The organism is Streptomyces sp. NPDC050534 (assembly GCF_044457745.1).
Taxonomy (GTDB): domain Bacteria; phylum Actinomycetota; class Actinomycetes; order Streptomycetales; family Streptomycetaceae; genus Streptomyces.
Genome location: NZ_JBITHF010000001.1, coordinates 1,164,381 through 1,180,123, shown reverse-complemented (window position 1 = coordinate 1,180,123; position 15,743 = coordinate 1,164,381). Strand labels below are relative to the sequence as shown.

The window sequence follows — 15,743 nt, the reverse complement described above, 5'->3', positions numbered from 1 at the left end:
GATCCTAAGTGGTCAGCGGGCCAGGGACGGAGCGTCGCCCATGACGACGACGGGGTGGAGGCCGGGGTCCAGCGTGTGCAGCAGCTCCTTCATGTGCTGTTCGGAGATGCTCACGCAGCCGTGCGTGGGGCCGCCGTGGTCGACGTGGAACCATATGCCGCCGCCGCGGTTCGGTCCCAGCGGCCGGGTCCAGTCGAGGGGCGAGGTGCCCGGCTTGCGGTTGTAGTTGATCGCGACGACGTAGTCGAAGGCACCGGCGAGCGGTTCGCCCTCGAACCCCGTGCCGGGCGAGGTGAATCCGCCGGAGTGGTGGTACGGGAGCCGGGAGCCGGGGTCGCGCAGGAGGCCGCCGGCGTCGGTGAGGCCGAAGACGCCGACGGGCGAGCGCAGGTCGTTGCCCATGTGGTGCTCGGACCAGCCCTTGAGCGCGTTGTGCGCGGGCCAGGTCACGCCGGCCTGCCAGCCCTCTTCGGTGCGCCGGTACAGGACGACGGTGGACCGCGGGGAGTTCTTGCCACGGCCGGTCACGACGATCGCCTGGCGGGCGTCGGCGGGAATCTCGGCCAGGGTCTTCGGCCCGATGCCGGGCAGCTGCAGCGGAGCGCCCTGGGCGGACATCTCGGGCGAGGCCGGGACAGCAGGGCCGGCGGCGGGTGCGCTCGACGGCCGCTCGGCGGCGGGCCCGTGGGCCGGCGACGCCACGGCCCCGCCGCCGCATCCCGTCAGGAACAGGGAGGCGGCGAGCAGGGCGACACGGGGTCTATTCATGATCACGGATCGACTGTGACCGACTCATGTGAGGATCTCGTCAGGTTTTGGGCGCCGTTCGACTGCCCCAGACCCTACATCCACGTGGTGAACGGCGAGTTAAGGCCGTCACCGATACGGCTGGTGCCCGTGGGGCGCCCTTCCACAGGTGCCCGCACGCCCCTGGGCCACCCTCGTTCGGGTCACGTCACACAGCGTCGTCCGACGGCTCCGCTCTACGCTCGACAGCACCTGTCACCGTGGAAAGGACCGGCCATGAGCGTGCGCGTGCGGCGTGTGTACGAATCGCCCGAGGCGGACGACGGCGTCCGGGTCCTCGTCGACCGGCTGTGGCCGCGCGGGCTGTCGAAGGACGCGGCGCACGTGGACGAGTGGCCCAAGGCGCTCACCCCGTCGACGGACCTGCGCCGCTGGTACCACGCGGGCGAGGGGTCCTACGAGGAGTTCTCCGACCGGTACGAGGCGGAACTGGACGCCCCGGAGGCGGCCGAACTCCTGCATCGCATCCGGGAGTTGGCCGCCAAGGGAACGGTGACGCTGCTGACCGCCGCCAAGGAGCCGGCGACGAGTCACGCCGCCGTGCTCGCCCGTCTCCTCGAGGACGGTTCGAGGTAGTTCTCGGCGACGGCCAGCGCGGCCGCCATGATGCTGAGCTGGGGGTTCACCTCGGGACAGCCCGGCAGCACGGACGCGTCGGCGACGAGGACCCCCTCGACACCACGCAGCCGGCCCTCGGCATCGGCCGGCGCCCGCAGCGGATCACCACCGGCGGCGGCCGTTCCGGTCGGATGGAAGGCCGACAGGTGCAGATCGCGCGGGGTGATCCCGGCGAGCAGGGCGTCGAGTTCGTCGAGGGTACGGGCCCGTGGCGCGCGCGGGATGCCGGTGAGGACCTCCTGGGCGCCCGCGGCGAACAGGACGCGGCCCATGGCGTGCACCGCCGTCATCAGCCGGTCTCCGTCCCGGGGGTCCAGGCGGTAGCGGACGAGGGTGCGGTCGCGGCCCAGCACATGGCCCGAGGGCCGGTCGGCGATCATGGCGCCGAGGACCGCGAGCCGGTCGGCACCCTCCAGTTCACGGCGCAGGGAGCGGCCGAGGCCGGGGAGGACGAAGCTGCTCATGCCGGGTGGGCTCGCCGTCGCCTCGATCAGGATGCCGCGGTGGTGCAGTTCCTCGACACCGGCGCTCTGCAGGACGCCCTCCCAGGAGGTGACCGGTTCACCGAAGCGGCCCGCGACGCTGGTGGCCGGGTGCACGCTGAGGTTGCGGCCCAGACGGGGGTGACCACCGAGACCGGACCGGCGCAGCAGCGGCGGGGTCTGCAGCGCGCCCGCGGCCGTCACGACGAGAGGGCTGAGGATCTCCAGCTCGCTGCCGTCCGCCCGGCGCGCCGCGATGCCGGCCGCGCGCGGCGGGCCCGGACGGTCGGCGTCGAGCAGGATCCGCAGGACCCGCGCGCCGGTGACGATGCGCGCCCCGTCGGCACAGGCCTCGGGCAGGACGGAGAGCTGCACGCTCTGCTTGGCCCCGGTCGGGCAGCCGACCACGCACTGGCAGGAGCCCTTGCAGCCCGGTGCGTTGCGCCGGAGCGGGCCGGCCCGCCAGCCGAGCCGCTCCGCGCCGGCCAGCGCGAGCAGGCCGTTGCTGCCGAGGACGTCGAGCGGCTGGGTGGCGACGCGCAGTGTGCGTTCGACCTCGTCGAGCCGGGCGGGGAATCCGTCGGCCAGATGGAAGCCGTGCCGCCTGCTCCAGCGGTCGAGGACGTGGTCCGGAGTGCGGTAGCAGGTACCGGAGTTGACGACGGTGGTGCCTCCGACGGCGCGCCCGACCGGCAGCAGTAGGGGCGGGTTGCCGAGGGCGGCGGTCGCTCCGCCGTCCCGGTACAGGTCGGTGAAGCGGTCCAGGGGCGCACGGCGGCCGAAGGACGCCGTGGTGTGGTGCTCACCCTCCTCCAGCACGACGACGGAGAGCCCGGCGCGCGCCAGGGTCCGCGCGGCCACCGCTCCCCCGGCGCCGGAGCCCACCACGACGGCGTCGGCGGTCGCGCGGTCGGGCCACTCGCCTGCGGGCGTGCAGTCCAGCGGCGGGTCCTCGGGGGCGCGCGGTGCCCGTGGGGCCGGGGTCCGCTCGGTGGACGCGGCGAGCAGCACGGGGACCTTGAGCAGGTCGAGTGCCGGTACGAGTCCGGGGCGCGCGGCGAGCGAGCCGAGCACCGTCTCGCGCTCGTCCGGGGTGAGGCCGGCCAGCCGGCGCCCGCTGTGCAGGACGGCGTACGCGTCCACGGCGGTGGCGGCGGCCCGCACCGCCGCCCGAACGGACGCGGGCAGCGCGGACAGGAACGTGTCGAGTCTGCCGGGCACGCGCGTGAGCCACTCCTCGTCGCCGGTGTCGGCGAGCAGGGCGGCCACCAGTCCGGGCGCGGTCACCGGTCCCCCACCTCCGCGTGCGCGGTGCCCTGCAACGTCCATGAGGCTTCGCTGCGCCAGCGGCCCCACCAGCGCTCCAGCAGGACCGTCGCGTCGGCGCTCTCGCTGTTGCGGCACACCGCCTCGGCACCGTCCGGGTCGCGGTAGTCCAGGGCGAGCGTGCGTTCCCCGGGCTGGGTGACCTCGACGCGGATGCGCCGCAGCAGCGTGCGGCCGGTCACCGTCCAGACGGGCAGTCCGATCCGGGCACGGAACCGTCCGATCCCGAGCAGGCCCACCGCCGAACGCTCGGCGCGCCGCGGCCATTCACGGCCCCGGTACCGCAGCCGCAGGAAGACCAGCGGGGGCAGGCGCCGCAGTACGGGCCGTGTCGAGACCGCGGCGATCACCTCCAGGACGTCGGAGTCGCCCAGGTCCGCGTGGAGCCAGGCCCAACGGTGGGCGTTGCCGTGGCCGTGGATGCGGGCGGAGGCGCCGGGGGCGGCGCGCAGGGTGAGGGTGTTCTTGCCGTCGCTGAAGGTTCCGTCGTACGTGGCCCGGGCGGCCGGGAGCATGTGGGCGGCGGGGAGCAGGGGGCGCCGCCACGACCAGCGGGGGAAGGTGAACAGCGGCGCGGACAGGGGCTGTTCGGTGAGGTCCCAGTCGAAGTCACCGGCGCTTCCGGTCAGTCGTCCCGCGGTCGCGTCGACGCCGGCGGCCGAGAAGCCCTCGGCCGGGTCGTTCCAGGGCGCGGGTCCGAAGCGGATGTGGCGGACCTCTCCCTCCTGCGGGAAGACGGCCGCCCAGCCGTGGGCCTGGGGCGCGGATCCGTCGGTGGGCGCGACCAGTTCGTGGTGCAGCCAGATGCCGGTGCGGGTCGCGGGGTCGGTGAGGGTCGTGTACCAGACCTCGGTACGGCCGGGGGTGCCGTCCCAGCGTGGCGCGGCGTACTCGGCGGGGTCCTCCCGGCGGGGAAAGCGGAAGCTGAGCAGGAAGGGCGCCAGCCCGGTCGTGACGGGGAAGCGGAGGGTGCCCTGCCCGGCCCTCGCACCGTCCTCGTACAGCGTGAACGGCAGCACCGTCATCGACTTCACCGGATGGCGCGGGGTCACCGACTTCCAGCCGTCCAGGGTGAGTGAGCGGCCGTCGGCGGTGCAGGTCAGGCGGTAGCGGATGCGGCGGCGGGCGAGGGGCGATATCTCCAGCTCGCCCGTGGCGTCCGGGTCGTCGGCGAGGCCCGAGATGCGGACACGGCCGCCGAGCCGGGCCCGGGTGGTGCGATGCGGCCGCAGGACCTCGTCGGCCTCGGCCCGCAGGTCGAGGCGGACACGGCGGACCCGGTCGTCGCCGTCGAGCCGGACCGTGCCGAGCATGGTCTCCGTGAACGTCGTGCCCCTCATGCCAGTCCCTCCAGCATGATCTTCTCCGTGTCGCGCAGATAGGCGTCGGCCGCGGCGTGCGCCCGGCTGCCGTCGCCGGACGCCACGGCCTCCACGACCGGGGCGAGTCGCCGGCGGGCGGCTTCGGCGTCGGTGAAGGGGCCGCGCAGACCGGCGCGCACGGGGAGGTAGGCGTTGAAGAGCGTGTTGGTCAGGAGCACGTAGACGCGGTTCCCGGTCGCCCGGGCGAGGGCGCGGTGCACCTCGACGTCGGCCAGCTGCACGGCGTCCGCGCCGTCCGCCTCCCGTACGGCGTCCAGGAGGCGGCCCAGTTCGGCGTGCTGCTTGCGGGTGGCCCGCACCGCGGCCCGCTCGGCTATCAACGCGCCCACGGAGCGCCGTACTTCGAAGATCTCCCGGACCCATTTCGCGTCGTGGCGCACGAGCATCGGCAGGAGGTCGGCGCCGCCCAGGCGGGCGTAGTCGCGCACCTTGGTGCCGACGCCGTGCCGGGTCTCCAGGAGCCCGGCCTGGACGAGGCGCCCGAAGGCGTGCTTGAGGGTGGTCCGGGTGACGCCGTAGCCGTCGGCCAGCCGGCGCTCCGGGGGCAGGTAACTGCCTGCCGGATGGCGTCCGTCGAGGATGTCGTCGCGCAGCCTGGCTTCGAGGACGTCCACGATCGTCTCGCGGGGCAGTGCCTCCACGGATGCCTCCTGAAGGGGTGGATGAGTGGCTGAGCCACTCAACCAGCGGACGTCACCGGCGGTCAACCCCTCTGTGGCAGCCGGTCGTTCGCACGACGATGCCGCGGGGGCGGCCGGATTCCTTCCCCGGCCGCCCCCGCGGCATCGTCAGTCGGCAGGTCAGGCGGTCTGCCGCGCCGCCGCCCGTCCGGCCGCACGGCCCGAGAAGAGGCAGCCGCCGAGGAAGGTGCCCTCCAGCGCGTTGTAGCCGTGGACACCGCCGCCGCCGAAGCCGGCGACCTCGCCCGCCGCGTAGAGACCGTCGATCGGGTCGCCGTCAGCGCCCAGGGCGCGGGAGTCGAGGTCGGTCTGGATGCCGCCGAGCGTCTTGCGGGTGAGGATGTTGAGCTTGACGCCGATGAGCGGGCCCGCCGCCGGGTCGAGGATGCGGTGCGGGGTGGCGACGCGGCCGAGGCGGTCGCCGATGTAGCGGCGGGCGTTGCGGATGCCCTGGATCTGGGAGTCCTTGGTGTACGGGTTGGCGATCTGGAGGTCGCGGGCCTCGATCTGGCGGCGCAGTTCGGCCGCGTCGAGGAGCGGCTTGTCCGTCAACTCGTTCATCTTCGTGACCAGTTGCTCCAGCGTCGGCGCGGTCACGAAGTCCGCGCCCTTGCGCAGGAAGGCGTCGACCGGGCCCGGAGCGCCCTTGCCGAGGCGGTTCTTCAGCACCGCGGCCTTGTCCTTGGCGGTGATGTCCGGGTTCTGCTCGGAGCCCGACAGCGCGAACTCCTTCTCGATGATCTTCCGGGTGAGGATGAACCAGGAGTGGTCGTAACCGGCGATGTCCTCGGTAGTGCGCAGGTACTTGAGGGTGCCCAGGGTGTCGTAGCCCGGCAGACAGGGGTCGGGCAGCCGGCGGCCGAGGGCGTCGAACCACAGCGAGGACGGGCCGGGCAGGATGCGGATGCCGTGGCCGGGCCAGATCGGGTCCCAGTTGCGCAGGCCCTCGGTGTAGTGCCACATACGGTCGCGGTTGACCAGCCGCACGCCCGCCCCGGCGCTGATGTCGAGCATGCGGCCGTCGACGTACGCGGGGACGCCGGTGACCATCTCGGCGGGCGGGGTGCCCAGGCGCTCGGGCCAGTAGCGGCGGACGATGTCGTGATTGGCGCCGATGCCGCCGGTGGTGACGACGACGGCCTGGGCGGTGAGCTCGAACTCGCCGACGCCGTCGCGGTTGGAGGCGACGCCGCGGGCGGAGGAGTCGTCGGCGAGGACCGTGCCGCGCACCCCGCGCGCCGCGCCCTCCTCGATGACGAGCTCGTCGACCTGGTGGCGGTGATAGAAGGTCAGCAGCCCGTCGCGCGCGGCCTTCTTCGCATGGTCCACGAACGGCTCGACGACGCCCGTGCCGGTGCCCCAGGCGACGTGGAAGCGGGGCACCGAGTTGCCGTGACCGTCGGCCCTGAGGTCGCCGCGCTCGGCCCAGCCGACCGTCGGCAGCAGCTTGATGCCGTGCCCCTCCAGCCAGGACCGCTTCTCCCCCGCCGCCCACTCGACGTACGCCCGCGCCCAGCGCACCGCCCAGGAGTCCTCGTCGTCCGTGCGGTCGAAGCGGGCGCTGCCCTGCCAGTCGTTCCAGGCCAGGGCGAAGGAGTCCTTGATGCCCAGGCGCCGCTGCTCCGGGGTGTCGACGAGGAAGAGGCCGCCGAAGGACCAGAACGCCTGCCCGCCGAGGTTGGCGGCGTTCTCCTGGTCGACCAGCGCGACCCGCCGGCCCCGGCTGGTGATCTCATGCGCGGCGACCAGGCCCGCGAGGCCCGCTCCGACGACGATGACGTCCGCATCCATGGCGACCGATCCTTCTCTCAGTGAGGGTCAGGGTTGGGGGGAGCTGCCGTCGGTCAGCAGCGCCGTGAGCAGTTGCTTGAGCCAGGCGCGGGCGCCCTCGACGTCCTTGTCCAGCAGCAGTTGGGTGGTGACTCCGTCGTACGCGGCGACCACGGCGTGGGCCGCGCCGTCGACGTCGCCGAGCACGGCAGGCAACGTGCCGAACCCCCGTGCCCGGCCGAGCCGTTGGGCGATCGCCGAACGCAGCCGCGCCCGGTGCTCCAGCAGTGTCCCGGCGACCCGCTCGTCGCGGGCGGCGTGCACGAGGAAGTCGGTCTTCACCAGGAGCCAGTCCAGGTCGAGGAGCAGCACCTCGGTGACACGGTCGACGGCGGCCGGCACGTCGAGGTCGGGACCGTCCTGCGCGAGGGCCCCGGCGACCTGGTCCGCGATCAGGTCGGCGCGCTGCCGGTAGAGGGCGAAGAACAGCTCGTCGAGGCTGTCGAAGTTGGAGTAGAAGGCACCCCTGCTGTAGCCGGCGGCGACGCAGACCTCCTCGATCGAGACCCGGCCGAAGCCCTTGGCGGCGAAGACGGCGAAGGCGGCGTCGAGGAGGTTGACCCGGGTACGGACCCGGCGCCGCGTCACGCGCCGTTCCGTTCGTTCCTCGACCGCCATCACCGCTCCCTCACCGCCGCTGGTTCGATACGCGAATGTATCCGATACAGCGATGTATCGAAAGAGCTCACCGAGTGACCGGACCGGCCCCGATCGAATGGGAACAGATTTTCGATTAGAGGAGTACGCTGGTCTCATGACCACGCACCTCCAGGGCTCGCTCTTCGACCAGACCGACCAGCTGCGGCTCGGGTCCCTCGACGGGATCCGCCGGACTCAGCTCGGCCTCGGTGCCTGGATCGACGTCCTGCCCGGGTGGCTCGGCGGCTCGGACGGCCTGTTCGAACAGCTGGCGGCCGAGGTGCCGTGGCGTGCGGAGCGACGCACGATGTACGACCAGGTCGTCGACGTGCCCCGGCTGCTGGCCTTCTACGGCGCGGGCGACGTCCTGCCGCACCCCGTCCTGGACGAGGCCCGCGCCGCGCTGTCCGCGCACTACGCCCGCGAACTGGGCGAGCCGTTCACCACGGCCGGACTCTGCTACTACCGCGACGGACGTGACAGCGTCGCCTGGCACGGCGACCGGATCGGGCGGGGCGCCCGCGAGGACACGATGGTCGCGATCGTGTCCGTGGGCGCGCCCCGCGATCTGCTGCTGCGTCCGGTGCGGGGCGGAGAGAGCGTGCGGCGCCCGCTGGGGCACGGCGACCTGATCGTGATGGGCGGCTCCTGCCAGCGGACCTGGGAGCACTGCGTACCGAAGACCACTCGCGCCACGGGACCGCGCATCAGCGTCCAGTTCCGCCCGCACGGCGTGCAGTGAGGCGGAGAGGCGGCCGCTTCGGCTGCGCGCAGGGGGCTGCCTCCGGCGGACGGTGCCGGAGGCAGCCCTTCCCTCCGCGCACGGTGCACGGCACGCGCTTACCGTTCGGATTGCGCCCCTGAGCTCGCACATTGGCGCGGACCCACCGCTTCCGGTGCGGGCCGGATCTGCTTTGCTGGTGCCGTCGGGCAGGGACCACATCACCAGGCGGGGCAATCATGCGGGCAAACGTGCGGCAAGTCGCGGACAGCATCCACCTGGTGCACGGCAGCAACACCAACTGGGTGATCCTCACCGAGGGGAACGAGATCACCCTCATCGACACCGGCTACCCGGGCGACCGCGAGCAACTGCTCGCCTCCCTGGAGGCGGTGGGCGGTGCGCCGGAGGCGGTCGCGGCGGTGCTGATCACCCACGCGCACAACGACCACCTCGGCTCGGCCGAGTTCCTGCGCTCCACCTACGGCACGCCCATCTACCTCCACCCGGCCGAAGTACCGCACGCGCGGCGGGAGTTCCTGCACCAGGTGAGCATCGGGCAGGTCCTGAGGAACAGCTGGCGGCCCGGCGTGCTGCCCTGGTCGGTGCACGCCCTGCGCTCCGGCGGCACGGCCCATGTGCCGGTCGCCTCGCCCGAGCCCTTCCCCACCTCGGGGCCGCTGGACCTGCCCGGCCGGCCCGTACCGGTGCACACCCCCGGCCACACCGACGGGCACGCGGCCTTCCATCTGCCGGACGCCGGCGTGCTGATCTCGGGCGACGCCCTGGTCAGCGGTCACCCCACCTCACGGATCGAGGGCCCGCAGCTGCTGCCCGACATGTTCCACCACGAACGCGCCCGCGCCGTGGCCTCGTTGGACGTCCTGGCCGCGCTCGACGGCGATCTGATGCTGCCCGGGCACGGCCCCGCACACCGCGGTCCGGTGGGTGAGGCGGCACTTCTGGCCAAGGAGCGCGCCCTTTAAGGTGAGGTGACGATCACCGCGAGGGCGAGGACACGCGAGCCATGGCACTGCAGATCAGCGCGACGAACCCGGAGCATCCCGCGCTCCTGCTGGCCCTGCCGTGGCAGCTGCCCCTGGAGCAGTGGCCGGACGAGTACCTGGTCCCGCTGCCGCGCGGCATATCCCGTCACGTCGTGCGCTACGCCCGCGCCGGCGAGGAGGTGATCGCCGTCAAGGAACTCGCCGAACGGCCCGCCCTGCGCGAGTACGAGCTGCTGCGTGACCTGGACCGGCTCGGCATCCCCGCGGTCGACCCGCTCGCGGTGGTCACCGGCCGCGTCGACGGCGCGGGCCAGCCGCTGGAACCGGTGCTGATCACCCGGCATCTGCGCGGCTCGCAGCCGTACCGCTCGATGTTCGAGACGACGATGCGGCCGGCCACCATGCACCGCCTCATGGACGCCCTGGCCGTGCTGCTGGTCCGCCTGCACCTGGCCGGGTTCGCCTGGGGCGACTGCTCGCTGTCCAACACCCTCTTCCGGCGCGACGCGGGCGCCTACGCCGCCTACCTGGTGGACGCCGAGACCGGCGACCTGCACCCCCAACTCAGCACCGGGCAGCGGGAGTACGACCTCGATCTGGCCCGGGTGAACATCAGCGGCGAGCTGCTGGACCTGGAGGCGTCCGGGGCGCTGCACCCGTCCGTGGACCCGATCGAGTTCGGCATGGAGATCTGCGCGCGCTACCGCGGCCTGTGGGAGGAGCTGACCCGGACCTCGGTGTATCCGGCGGGCAAGTACCAGTACATCGAGCGCCGGATACGCCGTCTGAACGACCTCGGCTTCGACGTGGCCGAGATGCAGATCGCCCACTCCTCCAACGGCGACACCGTCACCTTCGTGCCCAAGGTCGTCGACGCCGGCCACCATCAGCGCCAGCTCCTGCGCCTGACCGGGCTGGACGCCGAGGAGAACCAGGCCCGGCGGCTGCTGAACGACCTGGAGAGCTGGATGGCCACCCAGGACGACTACGCGCCCGGCGACCCCCTGGCCGCCCGCCCCGAGGTGCTGGCGCACCGGTGGGTCCGGGACGTCTTCCGGCCCACCGTGCGCGCCGTACCCGCCGGGCTGCGCGGGTCGATGGACCCGGCGGAGATCTACCACGAGCTGCTGGAGCACCGCTGGTACCTCTCCGAGCGCGCGCAGCACGACATCGGGCTGGACACGGCGGTCGAGGACTACATCGAGAACATCCTGCCCACGGCCCGCGAGACGCTTCAGCCCACCGTGGCCGAGTGACTCAGGTGTGCGGGACCACGGCCACCGGGCAGGGCGCGTGGTGCAGCACGCCGTGCGCGACCGACCCGATGCGCGCCCCCACGGACGTACGGTGCGCGCGCCGGCCGACGACCATCAGCTGAGCCCGCGCGGCCATCGACAGCAGCACCTGGCCCGCGCTGCCGATCTCCACGTGCTCGATCACGGGCACGTCGGGGAACTGCTCCCGCCACGGCTGCAGCGCGGCGGCGAGCGACTTCTTCTCGAACGGCTCCAGACCGCCCGCCTCGTCGAGCAGGGCCATCGAACCCGGGCTGTAGGCGAACACCGGCGGCACCGTCCAGGCCCGTACCACCCGCACGCCGGCGCCGCGGGCGGCCGCCGTCTCGAACGCGAACCGCAGGGCGTCGGCGCTGTCCTCCGCGTCGCCCTGCTGACCGACGACGATCTCGCGGCCGGCCGCCTCGGCCGTCGGCTGGTCCCCGGCGCGCACGAGCACCACCGGCCGCGTCGCCCCGGCGATCACCTGCTGGCCGACGGAGCCGAGCAGGAAGCCCACGACGGGCCCGTGCCCGCGCGAGCCGAGCACCAGCATCTCCGCCTCCGCGGCCGCGGCGACCAGCGTCTCGGCCGAGTCCCCCGCCACGACCTCGGAGACGACGTCCAGGTGCGGATGGCGCGCGGTGACGCCGCGGACCGCCTCGTCGAGCCCGTCGCGCACCCATCCCGCCTGGGTGTCCGGGTCCGCCGCGTCGATCGCCTCGTACGGCTGGAAGCGCCAGGCCTGCACCACGCGCAGCGTGCGGTCCCGGCGGACCGCCTCGCGGGCCGCCCAGTCCAGCGCGGCGAGGCTCTCCTCGGTCCCGTCGACTCCCGCGGTGATCGGGCGCGTCATGGTGGGTGCCTCCCAGTGTCGTGGTCACGTCGCTCGGGATCAGTCTTCACTACGCTGCTGCCATGGCCTTGGAATGGGAGCAACTCAACGTCGACGCCGCCGACCCGGTCGCCCTGGGCCGCTGGTGGACCGAGGCGCTCGGCTGGGTCGTGGTGAACGACGCGGCCGACGAGTACGAGATCCGGCCGGCGAAGGACCGCCTGCCGGGACTCCTCTTCGCCCCGGTCCCGGAGGGCAAGACGATCAAGAACCGCCTCCACCTCGACCTCCGCCCCGACGACCAGGAGGCGGAGGTCGCCCGGCTCCTCGCGCTCGGCGCGCGGCACGTGGACGTCGGGCAGAGCGACGAGGTGACATGGGTCGTGCTCGCGGACCCCGAGGGCAACGAGTTCTGCGTGCTCTCCTCACGCCGCCCCTGACGGGGCACCTGCCTTATGGCGGAGCGAACCGGGACGATCGAACATACGATGGGCGGGAGCCGGCGCGGCGACCCCTCAGCGACAGGGCTCGCCATGCCGTCGGTCCGACCACTCGGGGTGGGAGACGTATGGCACAGGCGTCCGACGCAGCGCGGACCGTCATCATGACCGTGGACGACGACCCGGGGGTGTCCCGGGCCGTCGCCCGCGACCTGCGGCGCCGCTACGGCGAGTCGTACCGGATCGTCCGCGCGGAGTCCGGGGAGTCGGCGCTGGAGGCACTGCGGGAGCTGAAGCTGCGCGGTGATCTCGTGGCCGTGATCCTGGCCGACTACCGCATGCCGCAGATGAACGGCATCGAGTTCCTGGAGCAGGCCCTCGACGTCCATCCGGGCGCGCGGCGGGTGCTGCTGACCGCGTACGCGGACACCAGCGCGGCGATCGACGCGATCAACGTCGTCGACCTCGACCACTACCTGCTCAAGCCCTGGGACCCGCCCGAGGAGAAGCTCTACCCCGTCCTGGACGACCTGCTGGAGGCGTGGCGGTGCAGCGACTTCCGGCCGGTGCCCAGCACCAAGGTGGTCGGGCACCGCTGGTCGGCGCGTTCCTCGGACGTACGGGAGTTCCTGGCCCGCAACCAGGTGCCCTACCGCTGGTACTCCGCCGAGGAGCCCGAGGGGCAGCGGCTGCTGGCCGCCGCCGGGCAGGACGGGCAGCGGCTGCCGCTGGTGATCACGCCGGACGGGTCGCCGCTGGTCGAGCCCGAGGCACCCGAACTCGCCGCGCGCGTGGGCCTCGCGACGACGCCCGCCGCGGACTTCTACGACCTCGTCGTGATCGGCGGCGGCCCCGCCGGGCTCGGCGCCGCGGTGTACGGGGCGTCGGAGGGACTGCGGACCGTGCTCGTGGAGCGCTCCGCGACCGGCGGTCAGGCGGGGCAGAGCTCGCGGATCGAGAACTACCTCGGATTCCCGGACGGCGTGTCCGGGGCGCAGCTCACCGAGCGGGCCCGGCGGCAGGCGGCGAAGTTCGGCGCCGAGGTCCTCACCGCGCGCGAGGTGACGGGGCTGGAGGTCAACGGAGCCGCGCGGACGGTGCGGTTCTCCGACGGCTCAGCGGTCGCCGCGCACAGCGTGATCCTCGCGACGGGCGTCTCCTACCGGCAGTTGGAGGCCCCGGGCTGCAACGATCTGACCGGGTGCGGGGTGTTCTACGGATCGGCGCTCACGGAGGCGTCCTCCTGCCAGGGGCAGGACGTCTACATCGTCGGCGGCGCCAACTCCGCGGGACAGGCGGCGATGTACCTGTCCCGGGGCGCGAAGTCGGTGACGCTGCTGGTGCGGGCCTCCGACCTGTCCGCGTCGATGTCGTACTACCTGATCCAGCAGATCGGCGAGGCGCCCAACATCTCGGTCCGCACGCGCACCGTCGTCGAGTCCGCGCACGGCTCCGACCATCTGGAGCAGCTCACCCTGCGCGACATGGACACCGGGGAGACCGAACTCGTCGACGCGCAGTGGATGTTCGTGTTCATCGGCGCGGCCCCGCTGACCCACTGGCTGGACGGCACGGTGCTGCGCGACGAGCACGGGTTCATCCTGGCCGGGCCCGACCTCACCGCGGACGGGCGGCCGCCCGCGGAATGGGAGCTGGACCGGCCGCCTTATCACCTTGAGACCAACATTCCCGGCGTGTTCGTGGCGGGCGACGCACGCGCCGAGTCCGCCAAGCGCGTCGCGTCCGCCGTCGGAGAGGGAGCCATGGCCGTGATGCTCGTCCACCGGTATCTGGAGCAGTCGTGAGCGGGCAGTTGATGCCCTGCAGCCCGCAGGAGATCAGTTCGCTGTTCCTGTTCGAGAAGCTCACGCCCGAGCAGCTCGGACGGCTGTGCAGCGAGGGACGGGTGGAGCGGTTCGAGCCCGGGCCCGTGTACACGGAGGGTGACCCGGCCACCTGCTTCTACGTGATGGTCGAGGGCACGGTGGTGCTCTCCCGCCGGGTCGGCGGCGACGACGTCGAGGTGACCCGTACGTCTCAGCCCGGGGTCTACGCCGGTGCCATGCAGGCCTACATCGGGGACCGGGTCCGGCAGGTCTACAACAACTCGATGCGCGTCACGGAGCCGACCCGGTTCTTCGTGCTGCCCGCGGACACGTTCGCGGGGATCATGCAGGAGTGGTTCCCGATGGCGGTGCATCTGCTGGAAGGACTGTTCTTCGGCTCGAAGAACACCCAGCGGGCCATCGGGCAGCGTGAACGGCTGCTGGCGCTCGGCTCGTTGTCCGCCGGGCTCACGCACGAGCTCAACAACCCCGCTGCCGCCGCCGTGCGCGCCACGGCCACGCTGCGCGAGCGGGTCGCGAAGATGCGGCACAAGCTCGGCGTCATCTCCTCCGGCGCGTTCTCCCGCGAGGCCATCACCAAGCTGATCGAGATCCAGGAGCGCACCGCCGAACTCGTCGCCAAGGCGCCGACGTTGAGCCCGCTGGAAGCCTCGGACCGCGAGGACACGGTCACCGACTGGCTCGAGGACCACGACATCCCCGACGGCTGGCGGCTCGCGCCCACGTTCGTGCAGGCGGGCCTGGACCTCGACTGGCTGGACCAGGTGGCGGCCGACGTCGACCCGGAGATCCTGCCCGGGGCGATCGGCTGGCTCAACTACACGGTCGAGACCGAGCTGTTGATGGACGAGATCGACGACTCCACCACCCGGATCTCGAACCTGGTCGACGCCGCCAAGCAGTACTCGCAGCTCGACCGCGCCCCCTATCAGAACGCGGACGTCCACGAACTCCTCGACAGCACCCTGCTGATGCTGTCCGGCAAGATCGGCTCACGCATCAAGGTCGTCAAGGACTACGACCGCACGCTGCCGAAGATCCCGGGCTACCCGGCGGAGCTCAACCAGGTGTGGACCAACCTCATCGACAACGCGGTCGCGGCCGTCAACAGCATCGGCGGGGAAGGCACGTTGACGGTCCGCACGGCGCTGGAGCGGGACATGCTGCTCGTCGAGTTCCGCGACACCGGACCCGGCGTGCCGAAGGAGATCCGCGGCCGTATCTTCGACCCGTTCTTCACCACCAAGCCGGTGGGCGAGGGCACCGGGCTCGGGCTGGACATCTCGTGGCGGATCGTCGTCAACAAGCACCACGGCACCCTCCAGGTCGAGTCCGAACCCGGCGACACCCGCTTCCAGGTCCTGCTCCCGCTGACCGCCCCGGCCGACGAGACCCCCGAGGAGCCCGCATGACCAGCGCCAACGGAATCGACCCCAGCGTTGCGCCGAGCGGCGCCGGATGCGTCGAGTGCGACGAGGCCGGCGGCTGGTGGTTCCATCTGCGCCGGTGCGCCCAGTGCGGGCACATCGGCTGCTGCGACGACTCCCCCGCCAAGCACGCCACCGCCCACTACCGGGCCACCGGCCACCCCGTGATCCAGAGCTACGAGCCGGGCGAGGGCTGGTTCTGGGACTTCGACAGCTCACAGCTCTACGAGTCCGGCCCCGGCCTCGCGCCGCCCGAGAGCCATCCGGCGGACCAGCCGGTACCCGGCCCGGCCGGGCGGGTACCGGCCGACTGGACGAAGACGCTGCGGTCCTGAGGGGCTGACCGGCAGGGTGAGTCACCGGGCGGTGCGGGACCCCCGCACCGCCCGGTGACGCGTGCCGACGGCGCTGTCAGTGGTCCGTGGAAG

15 protein-coding genes are annotated in these 15,743 nt (G+C 72.7%); 8 read left to right on the top strand and 7 right to left on the bottom strand.

Features of this window, described 5'->3' with window-relative positions:
* Window positions 1–12: 12 nt before the first annotated feature.
* Window positions 13–774, bottom strand: a complete 762-nt coding sequence (locus tag ACIBN2_RS05475; RefSeq protein ID WP_399132816.1) for a L,D-transpeptidase family protein — start codon at window positions 772–774, stop codon at window positions 13–15.
* Window positions 775–1,023: 249 nt separating this feature from the next.
* Between ACIBN2_RS05475 and ACIBN2_RS05470 the strand changes: the two genes are divergently transcribed.
* On the top strand, window positions 1,024–1,383 hold the full coding sequence (locus ACIBN2_RS05470; RefSeq protein WP_399132815.1) for a DUF488 domain-containing protein: 360 nt from the start codon (window positions 1,024–1,026) through the stop codon (window positions 1,381–1,383).
* Here the strand turns inward: ACIBN2_RS05470 and ACIBN2_RS05465 are convergent.
* The 5 genes from ACIBN2_RS05465 to ACIBN2_RS05445 all read right to left on the bottom strand — a co-directional run bounded on the left by ACIBN2_RS05465 (window position 1,338) and on the right by ACIBN2_RS05445 (window position 7,743).
* Window positions 1,338–3,194, bottom strand: a complete 1,857-nt coding sequence (locus ACIBN2_RS05465) for a GMC family oxidoreductase N-terminal domain-containing protein (RefSeq protein ID WP_399132814.1) — start codon at window positions 3,192–3,194, stop codon at window positions 1,338–1,340. The genes ACIBN2_RS05470 and ACIBN2_RS05465 overlap by 46 nt on opposite strands.
* Window positions 3,191–4,573, bottom strand: a complete 1,383-nt coding sequence (locus ACIBN2_RS05460; RefSeq protein ID WP_399132813.1) for a hypothetical protein — start codon at window positions 4,571–4,573, stop codon at window positions 3,191–3,193. Before ACIBN2_RS05460 ends, ACIBN2_RS05465 begins: the two co-directional genes overlap by 4 nt.
* Window positions 4,570–5,256, bottom strand: a complete 687-nt coding sequence (locus ACIBN2_RS05455) for a FadR/GntR family transcriptional regulator (protein WP_399132812.1) — start codon at window positions 5,254–5,256, stop codon at window positions 4,570–4,572. The genes ACIBN2_RS05460 and ACIBN2_RS05455 overlap by 4 nt, the downstream gene beginning before the upstream one ends.
* Before the next feature lie 159 nt (window positions 5,257–5,415).
* A complete protein-coding gene (locus ACIBN2_RS05450) occupies window positions 5,416–7,086 on the bottom strand; it encodes an FAD-binding dehydrogenase (protein ID WP_399132811.1) in 1,671 nt (556 codons plus the stop codon).
* A 27-nt stretch (window positions 7,087–7,113) separates the two neighbouring features.
* Entirely contained in the window at window positions 7,114–7,743 is a 630-nt protein-coding gene (locus ACIBN2_RS05445; RefSeq protein WP_399132810.1) for a TetR/AcrR family transcriptional regulator, read from the bottom strand.
* Between the two features lie 136 nt (window positions 7,744–7,879).
* Between ACIBN2_RS05445 and ACIBN2_RS05440 the strand changes: the two genes are divergently transcribed.
* From ACIBN2_RS05440 to ACIBN2_RS05430, 3 genes are all read left to right on the top strand, one after another.
* On the top strand, window positions 7,880–8,506 hold the full coding sequence (locus ACIBN2_RS05440; protein ID WP_399132809.1) for an alpha-ketoglutarate-dependent dioxygenase AlkB: 627 nt from the start codon (window positions 7,880–7,882) through the stop codon (window positions 8,504–8,506).
* Between the two features lie 218 nt (window positions 8,507–8,724).
* Window positions 8,725–9,471 carry an MBL fold metallo-hydrolase gene (locus tag ACIBN2_RS05435; RefSeq protein ID WP_399132808.1) on the top strand — a complete coding sequence of 249 codons (747 nt, stop codon included), beginning with the start codon at window positions 8,725–8,727 and terminating at the stop codon, window positions 9,469–9,471.
* 41 nt (window positions 9,472–9,512) lie between these two features.
* A complete protein-coding gene (locus tag ACIBN2_RS05430) occupies window positions 9,513–10,748 on the top strand; it encodes a DUF4032 domain-containing protein (RefSeq protein WP_399132807.1) in 1,236 nt (411 codons plus the stop codon).
* 1 nt (window position 10,749) lies between these two features.
* Here the strand turns inward: ACIBN2_RS05430 and ACIBN2_RS05425 are convergent, their stop codons facing one another.
* A complete protein-coding gene (locus ACIBN2_RS05425; RefSeq protein ID WP_399132806.1) occupies window positions 10,750–11,622 on the bottom strand; it encodes a universal stress protein in 873 nt (290 codons plus the stop codon).
* A 62-nt stretch (window positions 11,623–11,684) separates the two neighbouring features.
* Here ACIBN2_RS05425 and ACIBN2_RS05420 point away from each other — a divergent pair, with 62 nt between their 5' ends.
* From ACIBN2_RS05420 to ACIBN2_RS05405, 4 genes are all read left to right on the top strand, one after another.
* Window positions 11,685–12,041, top strand: a complete 357-nt coding sequence (locus ACIBN2_RS05420; RefSeq protein WP_399132805.1) for a VOC family protein — start codon at window positions 11,685–11,687, stop codon at window positions 12,039–12,041.
* Window positions 12,042–12,169: 128 nt separating this feature from the next.
* The gene (locus ACIBN2_RS05415) at window positions 12,170–13,846 is read left to right on the top strand and encodes an FAD-dependent oxidoreductase (RefSeq protein WP_399132804.1); all 1,677 of its coding nucleotides are present in this window, start codon (window positions 12,170–12,172) and stop codon (window positions 13,844–13,846) included.
* Window positions 13,843–15,300 carry an ATP-binding protein gene (locus ACIBN2_RS05410; protein WP_399132803.1) on the top strand — a complete coding sequence of 486 codons (1,458 nt, stop codon included), beginning with the start codon at window positions 13,843–13,845 and terminating at the stop codon, window positions 15,298–15,300. Before ACIBN2_RS05415 ends, ACIBN2_RS05410 begins: the two co-directional genes overlap by 4 nt.
* Window positions 15,297–15,650: a UBP-type zinc finger domain-containing protein gene (locus ACIBN2_RS05405; protein ID WP_399132802.1), complete on the top strand. Its 354-nt coding sequence runs from the start codon at window positions 15,297–15,299 to the stop codon at window positions 15,648–15,650. The genes ACIBN2_RS05410 and ACIBN2_RS05405 overlap by 4 nt, the downstream gene beginning before the upstream one ends.
* Window positions 15,651–15,743 lie beyond the last annotated feature (93 nt).

What these genes read in the sequence shown, in the direction of transcription:
- ACIBN2_RS05420 (WP_399132805.1), top strand. Translation starts at nt 11,685, where the DNA reads ATGGCCTTGGAATGGGAGCAACTCAACGTCGACGCCGCCGACCCGGTC.
- ACIBN2_RS05435 (WP_399132808.1), top strand. Translation starts at nt 8,725, where the DNA reads ATGCGGGCAAACGTGCGGCAAGTCGCGGACAGCATCCACCTGGTGCAC.
- ACIBN2_RS05415 (WP_399132804.1), top strand. Translation starts at nt 12,170, where the DNA reads ATGGCACAGGCGTCCGACGCAGCGCGGACCGTCATCATGACCGTGGAC.
- ACIBN2_RS05430 (WP_399132807.1), top strand. Translation starts at nt 9,513, where the DNA reads ATGGCACTGCAGATCAGCGCGACGAACCCGGAGCATCCCGCGCTCCTG.
- ACIBN2_RS05450 (WP_399132811.1), bottom strand. Translation starts at nt 7,086, where the DNA reads ATGGATGCGGACGTCATCGTCGTCGGAGCGGGCCTCGCGGGCCTGGTC.
- ACIBN2_RS05470 (WP_399132815.1), top strand. Translation starts at nt 1,024, where the DNA reads ATGAGCGTGCGCGTGCGGCGTGTGTACGAATCGCCCGAGGCGGACGAC.
- ACIBN2_RS05425 (WP_399132806.1), bottom strand. Translation starts at nt 11,622, where the DNA reads ATGACGCGCCCGATCACCGCGGGAGTCGACGGGACCGAGGAGAGCCTC.
- ACIBN2_RS05445 (WP_399132810.1), bottom strand. Translation starts at nt 7,743, where the DNA reads ATGGCGGTCGAGGAACGAACGGAACGGCGCGTGACGCGGCGCCGGGTC.
- ACIBN2_RS05460 (WP_399132813.1), bottom strand. Translation starts at nt 4,573, where the DNA reads ATGAGGGGCACGACGTTCACGGAGACCATGCTCGGCACGGTCCGGCTC.
- ACIBN2_RS05440 (WP_399132809.1), top strand. Translation starts at nt 7,880, where the DNA reads ATGACCACGCACCTCCAGGGCTCGCTCTTCGACCAGACCGACCAGCTG.
- ACIBN2_RS05405 (WP_399132802.1), top strand. Translation starts at nt 15,297, where the DNA reads ATGACCAGCGCCAACGGAATCGACCCCAGCGTTGCGCCGAGCGGCGCC.